11 protein-coding genes are annotated in these 21,948 nt (G+C 60.0%); all 11 read left to right on the top strand.

Going from position 1 to position 21,948, the window contains the following annotated elements:
- The first annotated feature begins 175 nt into the window (after positions 1-175).
- Positions 176-2,839, top strand: a complete 2,664-nt coding sequence (locus tag Enr13x_RS15005) for a polysaccharide biosynthesis tyrosine autokinase (protein ID WP_145387353.1) — start codon at positions 176-178, stop codon at positions 2,837-2,839.
- Between the two features lie 62 nt (positions 2,840-2,901).
- Positions 2,902-4,761 carry an exosortase U gene (xrtU, locus tag Enr13x_RS15000; RefSeq protein WP_145387350.1) on the top strand — a complete coding sequence of 620 codons (1,860 nt, stop codon included), beginning with the start codon at positions 2,902-2,904 and terminating at the stop codon, positions 4,759-4,761.
- Between the two features lies 1 nt (position 4,762).
- On the top strand, positions 4,763-6,301 hold the full coding sequence (locus Enr13x_RS14995; protein WP_145387347.1) for a tetratricopeptide repeat protein: 1,539 nt from the start codon (positions 4,763-4,765) through the stop codon (positions 6,299-6,301).
- Positions 6,302-6,617: 316 nt separating this feature from the next.
- Entirely contained in the window at positions 6,618-7,007 is a 390-nt protein-coding gene (locus tag Enr13x_RS14990) for a hypothetical protein (RefSeq protein WP_145387345.1), read from the top strand.
- 560 nt (positions 7,008-7,567) lie between these two features.
- The gene (gene cimA, locus Enr13x_RS14985) at positions 7,568-9,163 is read left to right on the top strand and encodes a citramalate synthase (RefSeq protein WP_145387342.1); all 1,596 of its coding nucleotides are present in this window, start codon (positions 7,568-7,570) and stop codon (positions 9,161-9,163) included.
- 8 nt (positions 9,164-9,171) lie between these two features.
- Complete coding sequence (locus tag Enr13x_RS14980; RefSeq protein ID WP_145387339.1) at positions 9,172-12,270, top strand: valine--tRNA ligase; 3,099 nt, start codon at positions 9,172-9,174, stop codon at positions 12,268-12,270.
- A gap of 71 nt (positions 12,271-12,341) precedes the next feature.
- Positions 12,342-12,611 (top strand): hypothetical protein, encoded by a 270-nt coding sequence (locus Enr13x_RS14975; protein WP_145387336.1) that lies wholly within the window; start codon positions 12,342-12,344, stop codon positions 12,609-12,611.
- Between the two features lie 481 nt (positions 12,612-13,092).
- On the top strand, positions 13,093-14,394 hold the full coding sequence (locus Enr13x_RS14970) for a DUF1501 domain-containing protein (protein WP_145387333.1): 1,302 nt from the start codon (positions 13,093-13,095) through the stop codon (positions 14,392-14,394).
- A gap of 151 nt (positions 14,395-14,545) precedes the next feature.
- Positions 14,546-16,993, top strand: coding sequence for a pre-peptidase C-terminal domain-containing protein (locus Enr13x_RS14965; RefSeq protein WP_231744306.1), 2,448 nt, complete (start codon positions 14,546-14,548; stop codon positions 16,991-16,993).
- Between the two features lie 147 nt (positions 16,994-17,140).
- Positions 17,141-19,609 (top strand): DUF1549 domain-containing protein, encoded by a 2,469-nt coding sequence (locus tag Enr13x_RS14960; protein ID WP_145387330.1) that lies wholly within the window; start codon positions 17,141-17,143, stop codon positions 19,607-19,609.
- Between the two features lie 226 nt (positions 19,610-19,835).
- The gene (locus Enr13x_RS14955) at positions 19,836-21,833 is read left to right on the top strand and encodes a c-type cytochrome domain-containing protein (RefSeq protein WP_145387327.1); all 1,998 of its coding nucleotides are present in this window, start codon (positions 19,836-19,838) and stop codon (positions 21,831-21,833) included.
- The last annotated feature ends 115 nt before the right edge of the window (positions 21,834-21,948 follow it).

Genomic DNA, 21,948 nt, shown 5'->3' with positions numbered 1-21,948 from the left:
CGCCGGCGGGCCGACAGCATGCTCCCGGACGCTGTCGGTTTCCCCCCATCACGACAGATTCGTTCCACGGATCCTTGTTTATAAGCTTCACCGCGACCAGACTGCTCGCGCCCGGCCGGCACGCCTCGGTGTCGGTACTCCCCCACGCTCTGCCGAAACAGATTCACTCCCCACGATGATTGCAGAACAAACTTCGACTTCACCATCCAACCGCCGCAGCCGCCAGATCGCGACGACTGGGGCGACGCAGCCCCTGGACGTCCTCGGGGCCCTGTGGCGTTACCGTTGGGCCGTGATTTTGCCGGCCATCGTGTTCGGCGTGATCGGGTTTCTGGTCTACCTGCGAACCGAAGAGACGTTTCGCAGCAGCACGCGGCTGATGGTCGAATCGAATCGGCCGCCGATCTTTGACGCCATGACCGGTGAAGTCCTCGGCGGCGTCCCGGATATCGAAGTGTTGCAGGCCCAGTTGTTCAGCGACACGGTCGCCACGATGGCGTTCAACGATCCCGACATGGCACCGCACCGCGAGTTCTACGGCAACAGCATCGATCAATTCGTCGTCGAGGTCCAGAAACAACTGGAACTCGAGCCCGAAGTCACGGACGTCAAATCCGCTCAATCGCTGATCACGTTGATGCACTTCGACAGCAACAATACCGAACACTGCGAAGCGGCGATCAAGGCCTACAGCAAAGCGCTGCAGGAATACTACAACCAACGACACAAGACCGCCCAGGCCGATCTGGAGCGGTTGATCAGCATGGCGATGACGACGCTGGGACCCAAGTTGGGCGAATTAGAAGATCGCTACGCCGAGTTTCGCCGCGACGCGCCGCTGACCTGGGATCCCGACGGTCGGGCGCAAAACCCGCACCGCGAGCAACAACAACTGCTGACGAAGCGACGCTCTGCCCAATTCGAGGAACTTCGTCGCGAAGAAGAGGTGCTCAAACGGATGAAAACCGTCGCCGCACAGACTGAAGACCCGCGGATCGCGTTGAGTGTGATGAGCCAGTTGTTGGGGGTCAAAGTCAACAGCATTGCCGACTCCCGAGAACCCGACCCGATCGTCGGCGACAGCTTGTTGGCGGAAATCGACCTGGAGAAAAAACTGCTGCCGCTGATCGTCGCCAAAAATCAAAACGTTTCCCAATTCGGCCCCTCCCACCCCACCGTCAAGGCTCTCGACCAAGAATTGGAAACCACGCGTGAAGAGCTGCTGCGGCTGGTGCGTGAGCAAGCCGACCGGATCACGAAACTGCGACGGGAATGGTTCGAAGACCTGGGCGACCCGATCGAACGGGCCAAACAAACCGTCCAAGCCGTGATCTACTCGCACGAAGCCAAGGTCGAGATGCTGAAGGGGTTCATCGACGAACTGGATGAACAGATCGCATCGGAAAAAGTGCTCGCGGCAAAGGTTTCCAGCGAGGAACTCCGTAACGAATCCATGGTTCGCGAGATGGAGCAGTATCGCCAACTGATGCAACAGCTCAAAGAGAACTTGGGCAAGACGCAACTGTCCGACAACGACAGCGTGACGCAGGTGGTGGAGTTGATGAAACCCACCAAGGCGTATCTGGTCGGCCCCAGCATTTTGAAACTGGGCGGGCTCGGCACGCTGGTCGGTCTGCTGCTCGGCGGCGGGCTCGCGCTGCTGCTGGAAAAGAACGCCAACACGTTCCGCGATCCCGAAGAAATCTGTTCGATGCTGGGCGTCGCGATCTTGACGCACATCCCCTTCTTCCGCGGCAAACGGCGGAAGACCAAGAAAGGCGAAATCGATCCTTATAAATCACTCTCGACCGACTTGACGGTGGTCCACCAACCGTCCTCATCGGCCGCCGAGGCGATCCGTTCGCTGCGAACGACCGTGTTCTTTGACACCAACAACATCGAGGGCGGCAAGGTGATCCAAATCACCAGCCCACTGCCGGGCGACGGCAAGAGCACGATCGCCTGCAACCTGGCCTGCTCGATCGCCCAAAGCGGTAAGCGGGTGTTGGCAATCGATTGTGATTTGCGTCGCCCCCAGCTGACCGACAACTTCGATTGCGATGACAAACTGGGACTGACCAACGTCCTCAACGGCGAATGCGAGCCACTGGACGCCGCCCATGCGACACCGCTGCCCAAGCTGTCGATCATGCCCTGTGGCCCGATCCCGACCAACCCGGCCGAGGCGCTTTCGTTGCCGGTGATGAACGAGCTGCTCGAATATCTCCGGGAACAATACGATTACATCATCCTGGACACGCCCCCGCTGTTGGTCGTCACCGACCCGAGCATCACCGCCAGCATGTCCGACGCGTTGATCTTGACCCTGCGGATCCGCCGCAAGAGCAAGCCCAATGCCCGCGAGGCACTCAACATCCTCAACGGTGTCGGGGCGAACGTGCTGGGCGTCGTGATCAACAATTCCGACGAAGCCGGAGCGAGCGACGGGTACCGCGGGTACGGTTATTACAAGTACGGGCGCTACGGCGGTTACTCTCGACGCAACGGCCAAACTTCCGGCACCAGTGTCGCCGTCACGTCGCAAAACACCGTTCGTCTTTCCCGGCCCGCTTCGGCGGCAGTCCCCTCCGGTAACGGATCCTCCGGCAGTGTCCCGTCCGGCAGCGTCCCGTCCGGTAACGGCACGGCCGGTAACGGCACGGCGGCTGTGAAAAATGGAAACGCGGTCTCCAGGGGAATCGCGTCCAGCCAGTCGCGTCCGTTCTCCGCCGGCACCTTGCTGGCCGACCCGCCGAGCGGTCACGACGAATCGGAATCACACGACCGCCCGGATGCCCCGTCGGACGGTTCACCGAACAAGCCGAAATTCGATGGCTGACACGCGTTGCCCCATCGTTTCACCACAGCGACTTGACCACTCTCCAGTAGACTGATTTGCAAATGTCGACCACCGATTCGACAGGTCTGTACACGTCCATGCTCGACCAGGCCGAACCGTCTCAGCCCGCGACCACCGCCGATCCCCAACCCCATCCCAACTGGCGTTGGTTTTGGTTGGGTTTGTTTCTCGCGGCGACCCCGTTGTTGGTGCCGTACTTCATCGGCATGTGGGGCAATCCGACCTATCGCTATTTTCCGTTCGCGATCGCCGCGGTCGCTTGGCTGGCCTACATCCGCTTTGACGGCCATTTCTATCCCCCGCGCGGCTGGTTCAGCTGGGCGGCGGTCGGACTGGCGTTGCTGCTGATTGTCTTCGGAACGGTGGTCCAGTTTCCATGGTTTGCGGCGGTCGCGTTGGCGATCCTTTGCGCAGCGATGTTGTACGCGATGCGTGGTCCGGACGATGAAACATTATTGGTCGTCGTGCTGCCGTTGCTGACGATCGTTCAATTGGTTCGCGCCGACGCCCTGTTGGTGCTCTGGTTGCAGAACGTCACGACGTGGATGTCAAGCGTGTTGCTGGACACGCTGGCGATCCCACACGCGGTGACCAACAATGTGATTCAGCTTGCCGATCGCGAGCTGTTTGTCGCCGAAGCCTGCAGCGGAATTCAATCCGTGTTCACGCTCAGCTTTCTTGCCTTTCTGATGATCGCGTGGCGACGACGACGGATCTGGATGGCCCCGCTTTACTTGGCGATCGCATGCTTGTTGGCCATTTTTGCCAATGTCATTCGGGTCACGGTCGTCGCCTTGGTCGCCAATTCCTATCAGTTCGATTTAGCCGAGGGTTGGCCCCACCAATTGCTCGGCTATTTCGCCTTGGCGATCGCTTTCGGGTTCCTACTTTCGTTCGACTATTTGATCGCCACGCTGCTGCATCGTGTCCCGGAGGAATCGGAGTTCAACCCGTTGGTTGCCGGCTGGAACTACCTGTCGCTGGAATCGGACGAGCAAGCATCCGGCGGCCGCGGCACGCAGCGAAACGTGATGGATCTGCTGGACCGAGACCGACGCAGCGGGGCGTTCCGCTGGGCACAGGGTTTGGTCGACAACCGCATCGCACAGATCGGTTTCGCCGCATTGGCCGGCCTGATTTGCCTGGCATCGTTGACCCAAGTCATTCGCTCTCGCAAACCGGCTAACCTGGTCCAGAGCGACAAAGCACTGGTGTTCGACCCGGCACCGGATCTGATCAACGATTCGCTGAACGTCCTGACCGTCGTCGGGCACAAGGCCAATCGGGGTTACGAGGACCCACGTTTGGGAGCCAACTCGGACATCTGGGAATGCCAGTGGGATGACGTCACGGTCCAGTTCGTGCTGAGCCAACCCCACCAAGGCTGGCACGAACTGTGCAACTGCTACGAGCGACTGGATTGGACCCTGTTGGATCGCGACATCCAGGCGCCCGACCAATTCGAATCGATCGAAGTCGTTGCAAACAACCCGGACGCCCTGACGTCCACCTACGTGCTGGCCCGATTCAAACGCGGCCCGACGCAGCACGGCTACCTGGTTTTTGCCGGCATCGGTAGCGACGGGACGTTGGTCGACGCACCGGACAGCTTGTCCGCGTTCACGCACCGCGTTTGGAATCGGATCGATTCAACCGGTGTCTGGGATCAAAACGAAGTCATCATGTTGCAGATGTGGATCACCTCGGCCACCAAGATCAATCCGCGCAAGTTGCAGGAACTGCAGGAGGAATTCATCGCCGCCCGCGCCCGCATCGCGGACGCGATCTTGGAGAACGCCGGCCGCACGCTGCCCGCCCAAGCCTTGCGAGTCGACGGCCCGGCGCCTGCGTCGGCGGTGGCAAAATCAGATCGGGCCATGACGGCAAAGGAGTTGAATTAAGATGCATGCATTCAACCCACTGACCTGGTTTCGCTGGATGGGTGAGTTCATCCGCTGTTGGTTCCTGGGAATTCCCTGGCGCGACGCGCCCAAAGCGATCCCGGCGGTGATCTTGTCGATGGTCCTGTTCACGACGGCGTTTATCGCCTTTAGCGGCGGCGCGGGATGGAGAAACCGGTTGCTGGACCGCCAGTTACAAGTTTCCTTGGAACGCGAAGATTTCCCCACCGCAGAGATCGTGATCCGGCGGCAACTGGAAGCCGATCCGAAAAACGTCGAACTGATCCACCGTTTCGCGCTCGTCCGCGAAGCCCAGTCGTTTGAAGAAGAAGCCAAAGCGTTGATGCGTCAACTGATGACGCGTCGCCATCTACCGGCCGCCAAGTGGTTGCTGGAAAACGAGATCATCGGAAAGAAGCTGACCGACTTTTCCTCCGAAGAACTGGACGAAGTCGGCCGGGTCTTGCAGTTGATCACCGAGCGAGAAGACAAAAATCTCGGTGCGAAACGAATGTACGCCGAGTATCTGATCTTTGAACAACGCCTCAGCTCCGCGATTCCCGTCGTGTTGGAACTGGCCGAAGTCGAACCGATGCGTGGTCTGCAGGCGGCGTCGTTGGCGCGTCACCTGAATGAATCGGAGGCCGCCGAGCAGTATGCGTCCGCGGCGTTGGAACGGGTCGAAGAAATGCACAAGGACGATCCGACCAATTCCCAAATTGCGATGAGCATCGCCCGCAACCAGATCTTTCTGGAACGCCATTCCGATGCGATCCGAACGCTGAAACGGAGCATCGATGTCGCCAAAACACAAGAAGAGCGACGGATGCTGACCCAAGCCCTCGGGGACGCGATCGTCGCTTATGTGACCTACATCGAAAAATCACCGACCAACACCGTTCAGGAACGGTTGCGGGTGCTCACGATGCTTGACGCCGCGGTCAAAATCGCCCCCAACAATCCGCGCGTCGTGACCATGGTGGCCGACCATGTGCTGGCCAGTTTGAGCGAAGATGACGAACAGATTTCAACCGTTCGAGAAGCGTTGATCTCGGGATCGCCGGCCGGCATTGCCCACTTCATCAAAGGCACCACCGCTCTGATGAATGAGGATTTAGCGATGGCGGAGTTGCACCTGGAGAAGGCGGCCGAACAGATGCCGCGAAGCGCTGCGATCCTGAATAACCTGGCCGTCGCGCTGGCGATGAAGCAGGAACCCGACTACGAAAAAGCGCTCCAGGTCGCCAATGCGGCGATCGACAACGTCCCCTCCCCGACGCCGCATTTCTACGAGACACGCGGACAAATCCTGTTTCGCATGGGGCGGTTCCGCGAAGCGATCAGCGATCTCGAACGGGCATTGCCCGCGCCCGATTTGGAGCTTCGGGCACATCAAATGCTAGCCGATTGCTACGACAAGGTCGGTGACACGGACTTAGCCCGTGGGCACCGAGAAACCGCCGAGACGATGACGAACGCCGAGCAATCGCCCACCGACGTGCTGGAAACCAAGCGCGAAGACGCCCCGGCAAGGGACTAGCCGGGCCCGAGCCAAAACCCCAGCGGGACGCGTCAGCGACCGGCGCATCCCCCTCGTTCCCGGGCTCCGCCTGGGAACGCAGTGTCCTGGAGGCTCCGCCTCCACTGGCACGGCGGTCGATCGCGAGGCGGAGCCTCAAGTGAATCGCGTGACGAGGCGGAGCCTCGTCACGAGTTGCGAAAGTCGCGCCACCCCGGCGGGATGCGTCATTGAGCATCACCCCTGCGGTGGGCAGAGGGCTGACATTGCCGAGAAAAGAGAGCTAGGATTGAACTTGCTCAGGCGGCGATGGGACCCCCTTTTTCGAAAGCGATTGATGGCTCGATTTGGCATTGTTTCCGGTATTTTGTTGTGCATCGACACCGCGATCGCCCTGTTCGGTTCGCTGAACAAGGCTCCGATGCTGTTTATTCCGATGATGCTGGGAATTCCGATCCTGTTTTTCGGCGTCGTTGCACTCAATCCACACCGTCGCCGTCAAGCGTTGGCGACCGCGGCGACCCTCGGTGCCTTCGGCTGCCTGATCGGCTTCGGCCAACTGGCTCACTTTTTTTCCATCTGGCGCAAGCAGGGTGTGGTGAACCTGCATTCGACCCAAATTGTCTCGCTGATGGTGGCGATTTGCATCGTGTTTTCGCTCAGCTACCTCTGGACGGTGGTCCAGTCCGGGCGGCAGCGTGGACGACGCTCGGCGGCCTCACCGTGACCGCGGCACGCCGGCGGGACGCATCACAGCTTGTCGAATGAATCGGGATCTGCGGAGTCAATGGTGAGCCGCTGGCCGTAAGGCCTCGGGCAGGCGCCGAAATGCCCGGCCGCGGACGCGTCGCGGCTCACTCAATCGACAGCCCGGTCAGCGAGCGGCACCCCAGCGGGAAGCGTCAGCGAGCGGCGCGTGGTGCGATTTTGATCCTCACACGCGCCACGGGCTGACGCCACGTGCCGAGATGCAACCCGCCCGGACGCCCCCGCGATTGACGGATCATCGATAACGCCGTATTCTCTCGATTCTTGGGTGAATTTACGACCTCGATTCCGTTTCCCCGCAACGATCATTTAATCCACGACGATCACTGTGCTGATTCAACCTGTCATTATTTGCCGCGTCCCTGGCACCGTTTGCCAGCGATGACGCGGGGGACCGATCGGCTTCGTCGCCGGCACGTTGTGCCCGCCGAGCGAGCCGTTCAAGCACAGCCTTTGGAAGAAACTTTGACCCCCGTGGCTTTCCAGCTCCGGGGGTTTTTTCGTAATGAATAGCGAGCCATGACTTCAAAACCGATCCACATTTACGACACCACGCTGCGGGACGGATCCCAGGGCGAAGGCGTCAGTTTTTCGCTCAACGATAAACTTCAGATCGCGCTGCGATTGGCCGAAACGGGCGTCGATTTTATCGAGGGCGGCTATCCGCTGAGCAACGAAAAAGACGTCGCGTTTTTCCAGGAAATCCAAGAACATGACTTGGGCGACACCCAGGTCTGTGCGTTCGGCATGACCCGTCGCCGCGGGGTCGACGCCGCCGACGACCCCGGCATGAAAGCGCTCGTCGCGGCCCGCACCCCGGTGATCACCGTGGTCGGAAAAACCTGGGACTACCACGCCACGGAAGTCCTCCGCGTGTCGCTGGAAGAAAACCTTGCGATGATCGGCGAAAGCGTCCAGTTCTTGGCCGGACACTCCGCGGTGATCTACGACGCCGAACACTTCTTTGACGGTTATCGCGCCAACCCCGACTATGCCCTCCAGACGCTGCGGGCGGCCGCCAGCGGCGGCGCCACCGTGATGTCGCTGTGTGACACCAACGGCGGTTCGCTGCCGGAGCAAATCGCCGAGATCACCGGCGCCGCGATCGACTCGCTACGCGACTACCCGGGCGTGACGTTTGGAATCCATTGCCACAACGACAGCGAGCTTGCCGTGGCCAATTCGCTGGCCGCCGTCGATGTCGGCGCGACCCAGGTGCAAGGCACGATCAACGGCATCGGAGAACGCTGCGGGAACGCCGATTTGATCTCCGTGATGGCCAACCTGGCGCTGAAGAAAAAAGGTTACTCCGTGTTGGGCGGCCGCAGCCTGCAACCGCTGACCGAGCTGAGCCGGTTCGTCTACGAGACCGCCAATTTGCAGTGGCGCGGCGGGCAACCCTTTGTCGGACAAAGCGCCTTCGCACACAAGGGCGGCATGCACGTCCACGCGATCAACAAGGCCGCATCGACCTACGAACACATCGATCCCGCACTGGTCGGCAACGAACGGCGGATCCTGGTCAGCGAACTGTCCGGCCGCAGCAATATCGTTGCCGTGGCCAACAAGCACAGCATCGAAGACGACCGCGAAATCCAAGACAAGATCCTGGCCGAAGTCGTTCGGCTGGAAAACCAAGGGTTCCAATTCGAAAACGCCGGCGGCTCGTTCGATTTGCTGATCAAACGCGTGCTCGGAACGTTCACGCCGCACTTCAGCCCGATCAAATATCGAGTCGTCGCGGGCGAAACCTCGGCCGACGAAAAAGACGTCTACGCCGAAGCGATTCTGAAAATCCGCGTCGGCGATCAGGACTGTTTCAACGCCGCCGAAGGCCACGGCCCGGTCAACGCGCTCGACACCGCCCTCCGCGAAACCCTGTTGCCGTCTTATCCCCAACTACGTGACATGCGGCTGGTCGATTACAAAGTCCGTGTGGTCGATAACGGCGCCGGGACCGCGGCCAGCACCCGCGTCAACATCGAAAGTGCCGATCACCACGAATCCTGGGGAACGATCGGAGTCAGCGACAACATCATCGAAGCGAGTTTTCAGGCGTTGATCGATTCCGTCGAATACAAATTGCACAAAGAAAACGTTACACCGGCAACATAAGCATAGACATGATTCCGAACCGATTTGATCACAGCACCGCCGCAGGCGAAATCAGTGCCAAATGGGATGAAGCAGGTTGCAATCACGCCGAAATCAATCCCGACAAGAAACCCTACACCATCGTGATCCCGCCGCCCAACGTGACCGGCGCGCTTCACCTCGGACACGGGCTCAACAACACCCTGCAAGACATCCTGATCCGAACCAAACGGATGCAAGGGTACGAAACGCTCTGGATGCCGGGCACCGACCATGCCGGCATCGCCACCCAAGCGGTCGTCGAGCGGCGGTTGAAAGAACAGGAAAACCTGTCACGCCATGACATCGGACGCGACGCGTTGGTCAAACGAATCTGGGATTGGAAAGACCAATACGAAAAACGGATTCTGGGTCAACTCAAACGCATGGGATGCAGCTGCGATTGGCGTCGCTTGCGGTTCACGCTGGACCCGATGTGCGGCGCCGCGGTCCGCGCCACGTTTTTTGATTTGTTCCACAAGGATCTGATCTACCGCGGCAAACGTCTGGTCAACTGGGACACGTTCCTGCAAACCGCCGTCAGCAATGACGAAGTGGAAAACGTGACCAAGAAAGGGCACTTCTACCACTTCCGCTACCCGGTGATCGATCCCAAACCCGGTGAACCGGATCACGTGGTGATTGCGACGACCCGCCCGGAAACCATGCTCGGCGATACCGCCGTCGCGGTGCACCCCGACCCGGCCCAGACGTTCGACAAATTAGAAGCGGAGCTTCGGGAAAAACTCGCCGCTGCGACCGCCAAAGAAAAGCCGGACGTGCAACACCAACTCGACGCCCTGGTCGAGCGCCGCCAGACGATGCTGCCCAAGCTGGAACGACTGCGCGACATGGCCGCCGACGGCCGGTGCTTGATGCTGCCGCTGGCCGAGCGCAAGATCCCGCTGGTCGCCGATGTCTGGGCCAAACCGGAATTGGGATCCGGCTGCGTCAAAATCACGCCGGCCCACGACCCGAACGACTATGAAGTCGGCAAACGCCAGTCGCTGCCGATGCTAAACATCCTGAACCCCGACGGCACGCTCAACGGGCTGGTCCCTGCCTATGAAGGATTGACGATCGCCGCAGCCCGCAAACAGGTCGTCGCGGATTTGGACGAAGCCGGACTGTTGGGCGACATCGAGGATCGCGACATCGAAATGCCGCTGTCGGACCGCAGCAAGACGGCGATTGAGCCGTATTTGGCCGACCAATGGTTCGTCAAAATGGACCACCTGGCCCAGTCGGCGATGGACGCCGTCAGCGACGAGCGGGTCCGTATCTATCCGACGCGTTACCGCAAAGGCTATCTCGATTGGCTCGGCGAAAAACGCGACTGGCCGGTCAGCCGTCAACTTTGGTGGGGACACCGGATTCCGATCTGGTCGGCGTCCTTTGCGACCCAGGCAGAGGCCGGCAAAGTCGCCGAGCAGGCCGCAGCGTTGGGCGGCGAGGAGTTGATCGCGACGAAAATCCAGGCCGACGAGGAAGACGATTCGTCGACCTCCTACAGTGTGTTCGTCTGCCTGCGCGACGAGGAGTCACCGCTGGAATCAAAAGTCGAAGCGCTCGGACTGCAGCGTGATCCCGACGTGCTGGATACCTGGTTCTCCTCCGCACTGTGGCCCCACAGCACACTCGGTTGGCCGCAACAGACCAAGGAACTGGAATACTTTTACCCCACGTCCACACTCTGCACGTCGCGCGACATCATCACCTTGTGGGTCGCCCGCATGGTGCTGATGGGCTTGAACAATTTGAACGAAATTCCGTTCGACGAAGTCTTTATCCATCCAACGATTTTGGACGGACACGGCGAACGGATGAGCAAGAGTAAAGGCAACGGCGTGGACCCGATCGATGTGATCGAAAAATTTGGTCCCGACTCGCTGCGGTTCGGGTTGGCGCGTCTGGCAACCGAAACGCAAGACGTTCGCATGCCCGTGCAGTACGAGTGCCCGCATTGCGAGAAGCTGATCGATCAAACCAAAAAGAACCGCGTGGCGACGACGGTCCAGTGCCCCGAGTGCAAGAAGACCTTCGCGACGCAGTGGGCCGAATCCGAAGCCGACTTGGCGCACCCCAAAGCGTCCGTCGTCAGTGAAAAGTTCGAGACCAGCCGCAACTTTGTCAACAAGCTGTGGAATGCCGCCCGGTTCGTGTTGATGAACCTGGAAGGCTACACGCCAGAAACAATCGACGTCGCCTCGCTGCCCGTGGAAGACCGCTGGCTGCTCAGCCGCCTGGCAACGGTCACCGAACAGGTCACCGAGGGAATCGATCAATTCAAATTCGCCGATGTGTCGCGAATCCTGTACGACTTTGCCTGGCACGAGTTTTGTAGTTTCTATGTTGAAATCGCAAAACCACGCCTCGCCGATCCGTCTCAACGCGCCGTGACCCAAAACGTGATCGCGCATGGGCTCGACACGCTGTTGCGATTGCTGCATCCGATCATGCCGTTCGTGACTGAATCGATTTGGGGCTTCCTGGGTGAATTGGCTCCCGAGCGTGGTCTGACGCCGGTGAAGGTGCCTGAATTTGCCATGAAAGCAGACTGGCCCCAAGCCAACCGCGACCATTTCGACGAAACGATCGAGCGGCAATTCGCCGAGTTCCAAGACATCGTCAGCGCGATTCGCCAGATCCGCGCCAGCAGCAACATTCCGCCGCGCGAAACGGTCCCCGCCTCGATCCGCTGCAGCGAATCGAGCCGCCAGCTGCTCGAGCCGATGAAACCGTACTTTGGGGCGTTGGCCGGTGCCGACGTGTTGCAGATCGGCCCCGCAGCCGAAGCGTTTGAAACCGATGCCCCGCTGGCGATTCCCGCCATCGACGTCGAAGTGCACGTCGACTTGGAAAAATTCATCGACGTCGAAGCGGAACTGACGCGTCTGGAAAAATTGCTCGGCCAATTGCTCAAACAGATCACCGGCAAGGAATCCAAGTTGTCCAATGAGAACTTTGTTTCACGCGCCCCGGCGGAAGTCGTTGAAAAGGAACGGGCAACGCTCGACGATCTGCTCCACCAACGCCAGTCGGTCGAAGGCGACATCAACAAACTCAAGGAGAAGGTCTCATCAAACTGAATCACGCCCCCGAATTTGATTCAGGCCACAGCGAGCGGGTGGAGTTTGTCCGCCACACGATCCGGGTCGCCATGAAAGACCCCGCGCTGCGACAAGCCGGACACGTCACCGCCGAAGGCGTCTGTCGTGTCCTGCTGGAATTGGCGGTCGACCACTTCGCCGAATCGGGCCGCGAAGAGCTGATCGCTTGGGAATTCGGCTCGAGCCGACAGCTCGGCGAATTCATCCACCAGTTGGCCGAACAAGGCTCGATCGAATTGTCCGCAGCCGATCGCCCCGAACACTTCGACGGCTGGTACGACCTGGAACAATCTCCCGAGACGTGGAAATTGCAGTGGTAAGCGGTAGGGCATGCTGTGCATGCCAGCTGTCACGCACAGCGTGACCTACTGCCGCCGCCCCGCCCCATCGGCCCAACCCAGAACCGCCCGCCAGCTAGTGTAATTTGACTCCATTGGCGGTTACCGCTACGCTGGGCGAACCTTAGGAGGATTACGTCCGCAATCCGGAAAGGATAATTTTTCCGGTTACGTGATTTTCTAGGGTTCATCCGGACGATAGACTCGTTGTCGTTCAGATAGTATCCGTTTGTGCAAGCATGCGACGAATTGTCTGAACACCACCCCCACCCCAACAGCACCACGACGAAAGCCTTCGGCGTTGATCGCTGTCCCCGCCTACCAAAACATTTCAGCGACATCGGATGCTCCGATGCTGTTTGAAACGTGAAACCAATGCGATGTGTCACCGTTGCATCTGATTGTTCGTGTTTGAAGCCGCTGAGATTCACCCCCACCCATCACTGATTCACGGAGTCGTTCGATGCGTTGCGAAGGAAACCCATTTAGCCGTCGCGGATTCTTGGCCGCCGGAGCTCTCGGAGGGATCGGGCTATCGTTGCCCGAGTTGCTGATGCGTCAGGCGATGGCCGAGCAGAAGCATTATGATTTTGTCGAAGCCAAAGCGAAAAGCGTGATCCACGTTTATCTGCCTGGTGGGATGGCCCAGCAGGAATCATTCGACCCCAAACCGTACAGCCCGTTGGAATACCGGGGCGAGATGCGGACGATCAAAACGAACACGGGTGAAGTGTTCGGTGAAGCCGTGCCGCAGTTGGCCAAGCGGGCCGACAAGTTCAGCGTGATCCGCTCAATGACCCACGGCGAAGCCGCCCACGAGCGGGGCACCCACAACATGTTCACCGGGTACAAGCCCAGCCCGGCGCTGCGATACCCCTCGTTCGGCGCGGTCGTCAGCCACGAATATGGACCGCGGAACAACCTGCCTCCCTACGTCTGCATTCCGAACGTCCCCAACGAATTCGCCGGGACCGGATACCTGCCCAGCAGCTACGGCGGCTTTGCCCTCGGCTCGGATCCGGCGCAAAGCGGATTCAAGGTACGCGACTTGGATCTGGCCGGCGGGGTCGATGCCGACCGATTCATGCGACGCAAAGAAGCGTTGGCGGCGGTCAACAAGAGTTTTGTTTCGGCGACGGCGGCAGACAACGTCGGAGCGATGAACACGTTCTACGAGCGAGCCTACAGTCTGCTGGACACCCCGGCGGCCAAAGAAGCGTTCGACATCGACAAAGAAGACGCCAAAATGCGCGACCGCTACGGCCGCAACCAGGCCGGACAGCGGTTGCTGATGGCTCGTCGTCTGGTCGAAGCCGGCACCCGTTTGGTCACGCTGACCTACGGCGGCTGGGACATGCACGCCAACATCACCAGAAGTTTCAAAAGCCAGATGCCCGCGCTCGACACCGCCCTGGCAGCGTTGTTCGACGACCTGACCGAACGCGGCATGATGGACGAGACCTTGGTGATGGTCAGCAGCGAGTTCGGCCGTACCCCCAAGATCAACAACGACGCGGGCCGTGACCACTGGCCCAAGGTGTTCAGCGTCTTGATGGCCGGCGGCGGAATCAAGGGCGGGATGATCCACGGTGCGTCCGATTCGACCGCAGCCGAACCGGAAGACCATCCCGTTTCACCGGCCGACCTGGCGACCACCATGTACCGCTTGCTCGGCATCGTTGCCGACAAGGAATTGATGGCCCCCGGCGATCGACCGATCGAAATCGTCGACGGCGGAAAGCTGATCGAACCGTTGATGGTGTAGACGAAAAAAACGCTTGCAGCGCGTGGCGTAAGCTTCCAGCTCGCGATTCCCCACCACGCGTCTGGAAGCTTACATCACCTGCCAATCCTACCCAAACGCTCGCAAGACCGAGCGTTCGAACCCCGCCTGTTCCACAATCGTTGACGAATCGATGATGAAACAACACACAACTCTCCGGCCGCATGCTGCGGCGTGGGTGTTCACGTTCCTGATCGGAACGATGCTGATCCCATCCGCATCCGCGACACTCCCCGTCGTCACCAGCTTGGAACCGCGCGGCGTTGTCCGTGGGGAAGAAGCGGTCGTCACCTTCAAAGGAACACGTCTGAGTGATGCCTCCGAAGTCCTCTGCGACTTGCCCGGCATTGAAATCTTGGAAGTCAAAGCGGTCAGCAACAGTGCGACCGAAGTCAAACTCCGTGCCGCAGCTGACCTGACGCCGGGCCTGTACCCGATCCGGTTGATCACCAAGAGCGGGATCGCCAACCTGCGTCTGCTGGGCGTTGGCGCGATGCCCGTGGTCGCCGAAGTCGAACCCAATAATGATTTTGCTGCACCGCAGGTGATCGCGTTGAACTCGACGATCGACGGCGTGGTGAAGCGGGAAGACATCGATTATTACCAGGTCGAACTGAAAGCCGGGCAGACGCTGAACGTCGAAATCGAAGGCATTCGAATCGCCAACTCGTTGCGCAACCGAGATATCCTGGATCCCTACATCGCGATCCTGGACGAAGGCCGCTTCGAAGTCGCCTCCAGTGACGACTCCTCGCTGTTCCAGCAAGACGGCTTGTGCAGCTTCACCGCTCCCGCCGACGGCAAGTATTCCATCCTGGTCCGCGACAGTTCGTTCCTGGGCAGCAACCTGGGTGGATACCGGTTGCATGTCGGCACCTACCCGCGACCGGTCGCGGTGATCCCCGCCGGCGGCCCGCCGTCGACCGTGTTGGATGCCAAGTTGATTCTGTCCGACGGCAGCGAACGCTCGGCCAAGATCCCGCTTCCCAGCGAAACCTATCCGCAATGGGGCGTGACGACCGAAGACGAAAACGGGGTCACCCCGTCGCCGAACTGGATTCGCGTCAACGACTTGCCCGTCGCGATGGAAAAGGAACCCAATGATGATCGCCGATCCGCCCCCGTGGTTCCGGTTCCCGGTGCCTACTGTGGTGTGATCGAAAAACCCGAGGATTACGATTGCTTTACGTTCGAAGCCAAAAAGGGCACCAAGTACCGGGTCGAAGTGTTTGCCCGAGACGTGTTGCGTTCCCCCTTGGATGCCGTGCTGAACGTGTTCGATCCGAAGCATGCGACGCTCACGTCAAGCGACGACAGCCGTGGAAAAATCGATCCGTTCCTCGAGTTTGATGCCAAGGTCGACGGCAAGCACACGGTTCGAGTCTACGACCACCTTCGTGGCGGCGGACCGACCTACACCTATCGAATCGAAGTCAGCACGCCAACGCCGGCGGTCAACCTGTCGCTCAAAGAACTCCGTCGTGACGAAGCCCAAGTCGTCGCGGTTCCGATCGGCGGAAGTGTCGGCATGGTCGTCTCGGCCGCCCGCGACCGGTACAACGGCGAAGTCAATCTGTCGTTTGAAGGACTTCCCAAGGGTGTGACGGCGACGACATTCCCGATGCCCGCCGGACGCCCCGAAGTCCCCGTCTTGCTGACCGCGGCCCCGGATGCCACGCACAACGCGTCTCTCTACACCATCTTTGCCAAGGGCGATGACAAGAACCCGTTGATCGGCGGCAAACTTTCTCAACACCACAAACTGGTGCTGGGACAAAACCGCCGCGAAATGTGGGGCTACGATACCGAACGTGCCGCGATGGCCGTGACCGACGAAGTCCCCTTCACGATCGAAGTCGTCCAGCCCAAGACACCGATCGTGCGGAGCGGATCCAAGAGTTTGAAGGTGCGGATTACCAAAAAAGAAGGATTCGACGACACCGTCTCCATCCGGACGCTCTACAACCCGCCGGGAATCTCGATCAACAACAGTCGTTCGATCGCCAAGGGCAAAACCGAAGTCGACATTCCGATCACCGCCAACACCGGTGCCGGAATCGGAACCTGGCCGATCATTTTCGTGGCCACCTACAACACCAAAACGGGGTCCGCCATGACGGCCACACCGCCGATCATGCTCGAAGTCGAAAACTCGATCTTCAAGTACACCTTCCCCAAGTCCGCCGGCGAACTGGGCACCGAAATCAGCGTCTCGATCCCGCTCGAAATCCTGCGTGAATACCCTGGCGAAGCCGAGGTGCAGTTGGTCGGAATCCCGGCCGGTGTGACCAGCCCTGCCGCCACGCAACCGGTCACCCCCGAATCCGAAAGCGTGACATTTCCGCTGGTCATCGACGCCAAGGCCAAGGTCGGAACGCACCGGACACTCAACTGCATCGCTCGCGTCAAAGTCGGTGACGAAACGATCGTCCAGACCAACGGCACGGGTGAGCTTCGGATCGATAAACCCTTGCCGCCGAAGGTCGACGCGCCGAAACCGGCCGCACCGAAACCGGCTGCCAAAGCACCGGCCAAGCCCAAGCCGCTCAGCCGCCTGGAACAGCTTCGGCAAAAGAAATAACCAGCGACGAGGGCACCCGCCGAATCCGCGGGTGCTTTCGTTTAGACACCACCACAGTTTTGGTTCCGAATGGCCCACGCCCTTCGGTGACTCACCTCGACACGGCCACCGCGCTGATCGAGTGTCCCCCCAAACAGCGTTTTTGACATGAAAACTCGCCCCGCCGCATCCTTGTTGCTCCTGCTTGCACTGGCCATGCCGTCCCTCGGCGTGACACCGGCCGACGAAGCAGCGTCCCGTCCCTCGGATTCTCCGCGGAAGCCTGACCTTGCGGTCTACCCGCCTGAAATCAAGCTCAACTCGGCTCGTGATTTCCAGTCCTTTGTCGCCGTGATTCGACGCGACGACGGGATCACCGAAGACGCCAGCGATCGTGTGATCTGGAAAATTGCTGACGAATCCAAGGTCAAACGCGACAAGTTCCAACTGCTGCCGTTGGCCGACGGGGCGACCGAGTTGATCGCCGAATACCTCGGCACCGAAGTCCGTATTCCCGTCACGGTGTCCAATTCGCAAACCAAACCGCCGATCAGTTTCACCAACGACGTGATGCCGGTGTTGACGCGATCGGGATGCAACACGGGTTCGTGTCACGGAGCCGCCCGCGGAAAAGATGGATTCCGGATGAGCTTGTTCGGTTTCGATCCCGATGGCGACTACCTGCGCATCACCCGTGAAATCGGTGTTCGCCGCATCAACCTGGCCATCCCCGAAGAAAGCCTGTTTCTGAAGAAGTCGATCGGCGCGGTTCCGCACACCGGCGGCAAGCTGTTTGACGTCGATTCGGATTACTACGCGACCGTCCTGGAATGGTTGTCCGGTGGGGCGTTGGCCGATCCGGCCGACAACAAGCCGCCGACGGTGGACGCCGTCGCGATCTATCCCGAACAAGCGGTCATCGAAGGCGAAGGTTCCACCCAACGGTTCGTCGCCGTGGCAACGTACAGCGACGGAACCACGCGTGATGTCACACGCTTGGCCGCCTTCACCTCCAACAACTCCGGCACCGCCGCCATTGATGACACCGGAAACGTGACCGCGGGTCGACGCGGTGAAGCGTTTGTGATGGCCCGCTTTGACACGCACACCGTGGGCAGCCAAGTCCTGGCGCTGCCGACCGACCTGGACTACACCCCGCCGCAAATCACCGGCAATTACATCGACCAATCGGTGGGCAAGAAGCTCCAGCAACTGCGGATTCTGCCGAGTGGTTTGTGCAGCGACGAAGAGTTCATCCGCCGTGTGACGATCGACATCACCGGAATGCTGCCGACCGAAGAAGAGTACCGCAGTTTCGTCTCGGACCCGGCCGACGACAAACGCGCCGCCCTGATCGATCAATTGCTCGAGCGAAAGGAGTTCAGCGAAATCTGGGCGATGAAGTTTGCCCAGTTGTTGATGATCAAAAGCACCAACCAGGTCAGTTACAAGTCCGCCTTCCTGTACGCAAACTGGTTGACCGACAAGTTCGCCAAGAACGTTCCGGTCGATCAAATGGTTCGCGATTTGTTGACCAGCACCGGCGGAACGTTTACCTCACCGGCGACCAACTTTTATGAGATCGAGCGTGACACCCTCAAGACCGCCGAAAACGTGGCCCAGGTGTTCATGGGGATTCGCACCCAATGTGCCCAGTGCCACAACCATCCGTTCGACCGTTGGACGATGGACGATTACTACGGGTTCGCGTCGTTCTTCTCGCAGATCGGCCGCAAGAACGCCGAAGACTACCGTGAGAAAATTGTCTACAACCGAGGCGGTGGCGAAGTCAATCACTTGGTGACGAAAAAGCCCGTCCCGCCGAAGTTCCTTGGCGGCGAAGCGCCCGAGACCCGCGGCAAAGATCGCCGTGCGGTGGTGGCCGAGTGGCTGACCAGCCCGGAAAACCCGTTCTTCGCCAAGTCGATCGCCAACCGAGTTTGGGCCCACTACATGGGCGTCGGACTGGTCGATCAGGTCGATGACATTCGTGTCAGCAATCCGCCTAGCAATCCCGAGCTGTTCGAACTGTTGGGCGAAAAACTGGTCGAATACGACTTCGATTTCCGTCGACTGGTGCGCGACATCTGCAACAGCCAAGCCTACCAACGCAGCTGCGAAACGAACGAAACCAACGCCCACGACAATCGCAACTACGCCCACGCAACCATCCGACGAATCCCTGCGGAAAGCTTGCTCGACTGCATTTGCCAAGTCACCGAGGCACCGGACAAGTTCACCGGATTGCCGATCGGGGCACGTGCGGTGCAGATCGCCGACGGCAAGACGAGCAACTACTTCCTGACCACCTTCGGCCGGGCCCCACGAGCGACGGTCTGCGACTGCGAGGCGTCGACCGATCCCTCGCTCTCCCAGGCCCTGCACCTGCTCAACGGCAGCAGCGTCAGCAGCAAGGTCGCGCAGGGAAACAAGATCAAGCGTTGGATCGAGACCGACAAGTTGACCGAAGAACAAGTGATCGACCGGATCTTCGTCCGCTGTCTCTCACGCAGCCCTTCGGCGACCGAGCTGGCCGACTTGAAAGCCACCGTCGACAAGGCGGAAAACAAGACGGCCGCCTTGGAAGACATCTTCTGGGCCATGCTCAACAGTCGCGAATTTGTGTTCAACCACTAGGGCTTTGCCAACGATAGGGTTACTCCGACCGGAGGGCTTGCGCCCAATGTCACTTACTTTGGCTCTCAATGTGTTAGCGGAACGGCGCGAGCCGTCCGGTCGCATCAAACGCTCAACGAGAAAATACGCGTCGCTCATCGGGCGACGCTGATTAAACTGGATCGAGTACCGAGTTCGAATCGGGCCTGTGCCCCAGGCCCCCCTCCCCCGCCTACCCTCTCCCGCCATGTCTGTCCGATCTGCATTTGTTCGATTCGCTGCACTCTCGACGCTGTCGGCTGTTTCGGTCTGCCAAGCGGCCGACGCGGCTCCGAAAAAGGTCACCTACGAAGACGACGTCAAACCGATCTTTCGGCAGTACTGCCTGAACTGTCACCAGCAAAGCGACAAGAAGGGCGGACTGGCACTGGACACGTTCGGATCGGTCGTCGAAGGCGGCGGCAGCGGTGAAGTCGTCTATGACGATGGTGATGCCGAGAGCAGTCGGCTGTGGCAACTGGTCAATCACGACGACACACCCGTGATGCCCCCCAAGCAAGACAAGCTGCCGGCAGACAAGCTGGCGATCATTCGTGCCTGGATCGAAGGCGGAATCCTGGAGAACTCCGGATCCAAAGCCAAAGTAAAAAAATCAAACGCGTTGGCCTTTGTCGCCCCCACCGGCGGGAAACCCGATGGCCCCGTTGCGATGCCCGAAACGCTGCCGTTGGAAACCCCGGTCGTCACCTCGCGGGCCGCAGCGGTGACCGCGATCGCGGCCAGTCCCTGGGCCCCGCTGGTTGCCGTCGCCGGTCAAAACCAGATCGTGATGTACCACAGCGACACCGCCGAACTGTTGGGCATTCTGCCGTTCCCCGAAGGCGTCGCCCAGGAACTCCGCTTCAGCGGTGACGGTTCGTACCTGATTGCCGGCGGCGGGGAACACTCCGTGCTCGGAGTGGTCGCGATCTATGACGTCAAAACCGGCGAGCGCGTCGCGACCGTCGGCGACGAATTGGACATCGTGTTCGGCGCCGACGCCAACGACACCCTGTCGCGAGTCGCCATGGGCGGACCGCAAAAGATGTTGCGGATCTTCGATGTCAGCAGCGGTGAAAAGCTGTTCGACATCAAAAAACACACCGATTGGATTTACACCGTCGCCTACAGCCCCGATGGAGTGCTGCTCGCCTCCGGTGACCGCTCGGGCGGGCTGATCGTTTGGGAAGCCGAAACGGGGCGCCAGTACCTGGATCTCGCCGGTCACAAGGGCGGCATCAACTCACTCGCCTGGCGCGATGATTCGAACGTCTTGGCCAGCGCCAGCGACGACGGGTCCGTCAAACTTTGGGACATGGTTTCCGGCAAAGCGATCAAATCGATCAACGCCCACGGTGGCGGCGTGACCGCGGTCCGGTTCGATCACCAAGCCCGACTGGCCACCGCCGGGCGCGACAATCGGGCCAAATTGTGGGATGCATCCGGCAAGGAACTGAAGTCGCTGAACCACGCCGGTGAAGACATGCTGGAAGTCGCCATCACCCACGACGGAAAACGACTGATCTATGGCGACTGGGCCGGATCCGTGTTCAACACACCGGTCGACACCCCCGACGCCATGGTCCGCTTGGCCGCCAACCCCGAACCGGCTGCCAAACGTGTCGAAGCCGTCAAGACGACCCTGGTTTCCATCCAAGAAAAACTGACGCCGGCGAAGGCGAAGCTGGACCAGGCCAATGCCGCGGTGACCGCCGCCCAAAAGACGCTGACGGAGCTGGACCAGAAGGTCGCCGCGCTCAAGCAACAGGCTGCCGAAAATGATGCTGCCGCAAAAACAGCTGAACAACAGGGCGCAACCTTCGACCAACAACTCCCGGCGCTGACCACTTCCGTTCGCGATCTTCAAGACGAAGTGACGGCGCTGCGTGTGGCCCTAAAAACCGATCCGTCGAAGATGGTTGCGGTCGCGGAGTCGGAAGAAAAACTGGCGGCGAAATTGACCGACATGGCCAAACAACGCCGAAACCGTGTCGCCCTGATCGATGCCATCAAGACGCACCGGCAAACCGCTGCAGCGCGTCAAGCCGAAGCCGACAAACTGCTGGCCACCCGCGGGGAGCTGCAGAAGAAACTTGAGCAAGCCCAATCGCTGGCACAAGCGGCGCGAAAAGCCCACGACGAGATCGCCGCAGTCGCCTCGAAAATCCAATCGAAGATGGATCGATTGCTGGCCGAGATCAAATAGCGAAGGTGGGGTGAGTTTCTTGCTTGCCCCGGGGATCCGTGTTCATTTGGCAACCGGAAGCGGACATCACATTGTGCCAATTCTCCCGTTTCTCGGGGTTTTCGGGGCACTTTCT

This window comes from Stieleria neptunia (genome assembly GCF_007754155.1).
Classification (GTDB): Bacteria; Planctomycetota; Planctomycetia; order Pirellulales; family Pirellulaceae; genus Stieleria; species Stieleria neptunia.
Note: the sequence above shows the minus strand (reverse complement) of the source record. Positions and strands in the feature narration are given on the sequence as shown.

What these genes read in the sequence shown, in the direction of transcription:
- Enr13x_RS14980 (WP_145387339.1), top strand. Translation starts at nt 9,172, where the DNA reads ATGATTCCGAACCGATTTGATCACAGCACCGCCGCAGGCGAAATCAGT.
- Enr13x_RS14960 (WP_145387330.1), top strand. Translation starts at nt 17,141, where the DNA reads ATGAAAACTCGCCCCGCCGCATCCTTGTTGCTCCTGCTTGCACTGGCC.
- Enr13x_RS14965 (WP_231744306.1), top strand. Translation starts at nt 14,546, where the DNA reads ATGATGAAACAACACACAACTCTCCGGCCGCATGCTGCGGCGTGGGTG.
- Enr13x_RS15005 (WP_145387353.1), top strand. Translation starts at nt 176, where the DNA reads ATGATTGCAGAACAAACTTCGACTTCACCATCCAACCGCCGCAGCCGC.
- Enr13x_RS14970 (WP_145387333.1), top strand. Translation starts at nt 13,093, where the DNA reads ATGCGTTGCGAAGGAAACCCATTTAGCCGTCGCGGATTCTTGGCCGCC.
- cimA (WP_145387342.1), top strand. Translation starts at nt 7,568, where the DNA reads ATGACTTCAAAACCGATCCACATTTACGACACCACGCTGCGGGACGGA.
- Enr13x_RS14990 (WP_145387345.1), top strand. Translation starts at nt 6,618, where the DNA reads ATGGCTCGATTTGGCATTGTTTCCGGTATTTTGTTGTGCATCGACACC.
- Enr13x_RS14975 (WP_145387336.1), top strand. Translation starts at nt 12,342, where the DNA reads ATGAAAGACCCCGCGCTGCGACAAGCCGGACACGTCACCGCCGAAGGC.
- Enr13x_RS14955 (WP_145387327.1), top strand. Translation starts at nt 19,836, where the DNA reads ATGTCTGTCCGATCTGCATTTGTTCGATTCGCTGCACTCTCGACGCTG.
- xrtU (WP_145387350.1), top strand. Translation starts at nt 2,902, where the DNA reads ATGTCGACCACCGATTCGACAGGTCTGTACACGTCCATGCTCGACCAG.
- Enr13x_RS14995 (WP_145387347.1), top strand. Translation starts at nt 4,763, where the DNA reads ATGCATGCATTCAACCCACTGACCTGGTTTCGCTGGATGGGTGAGTTC.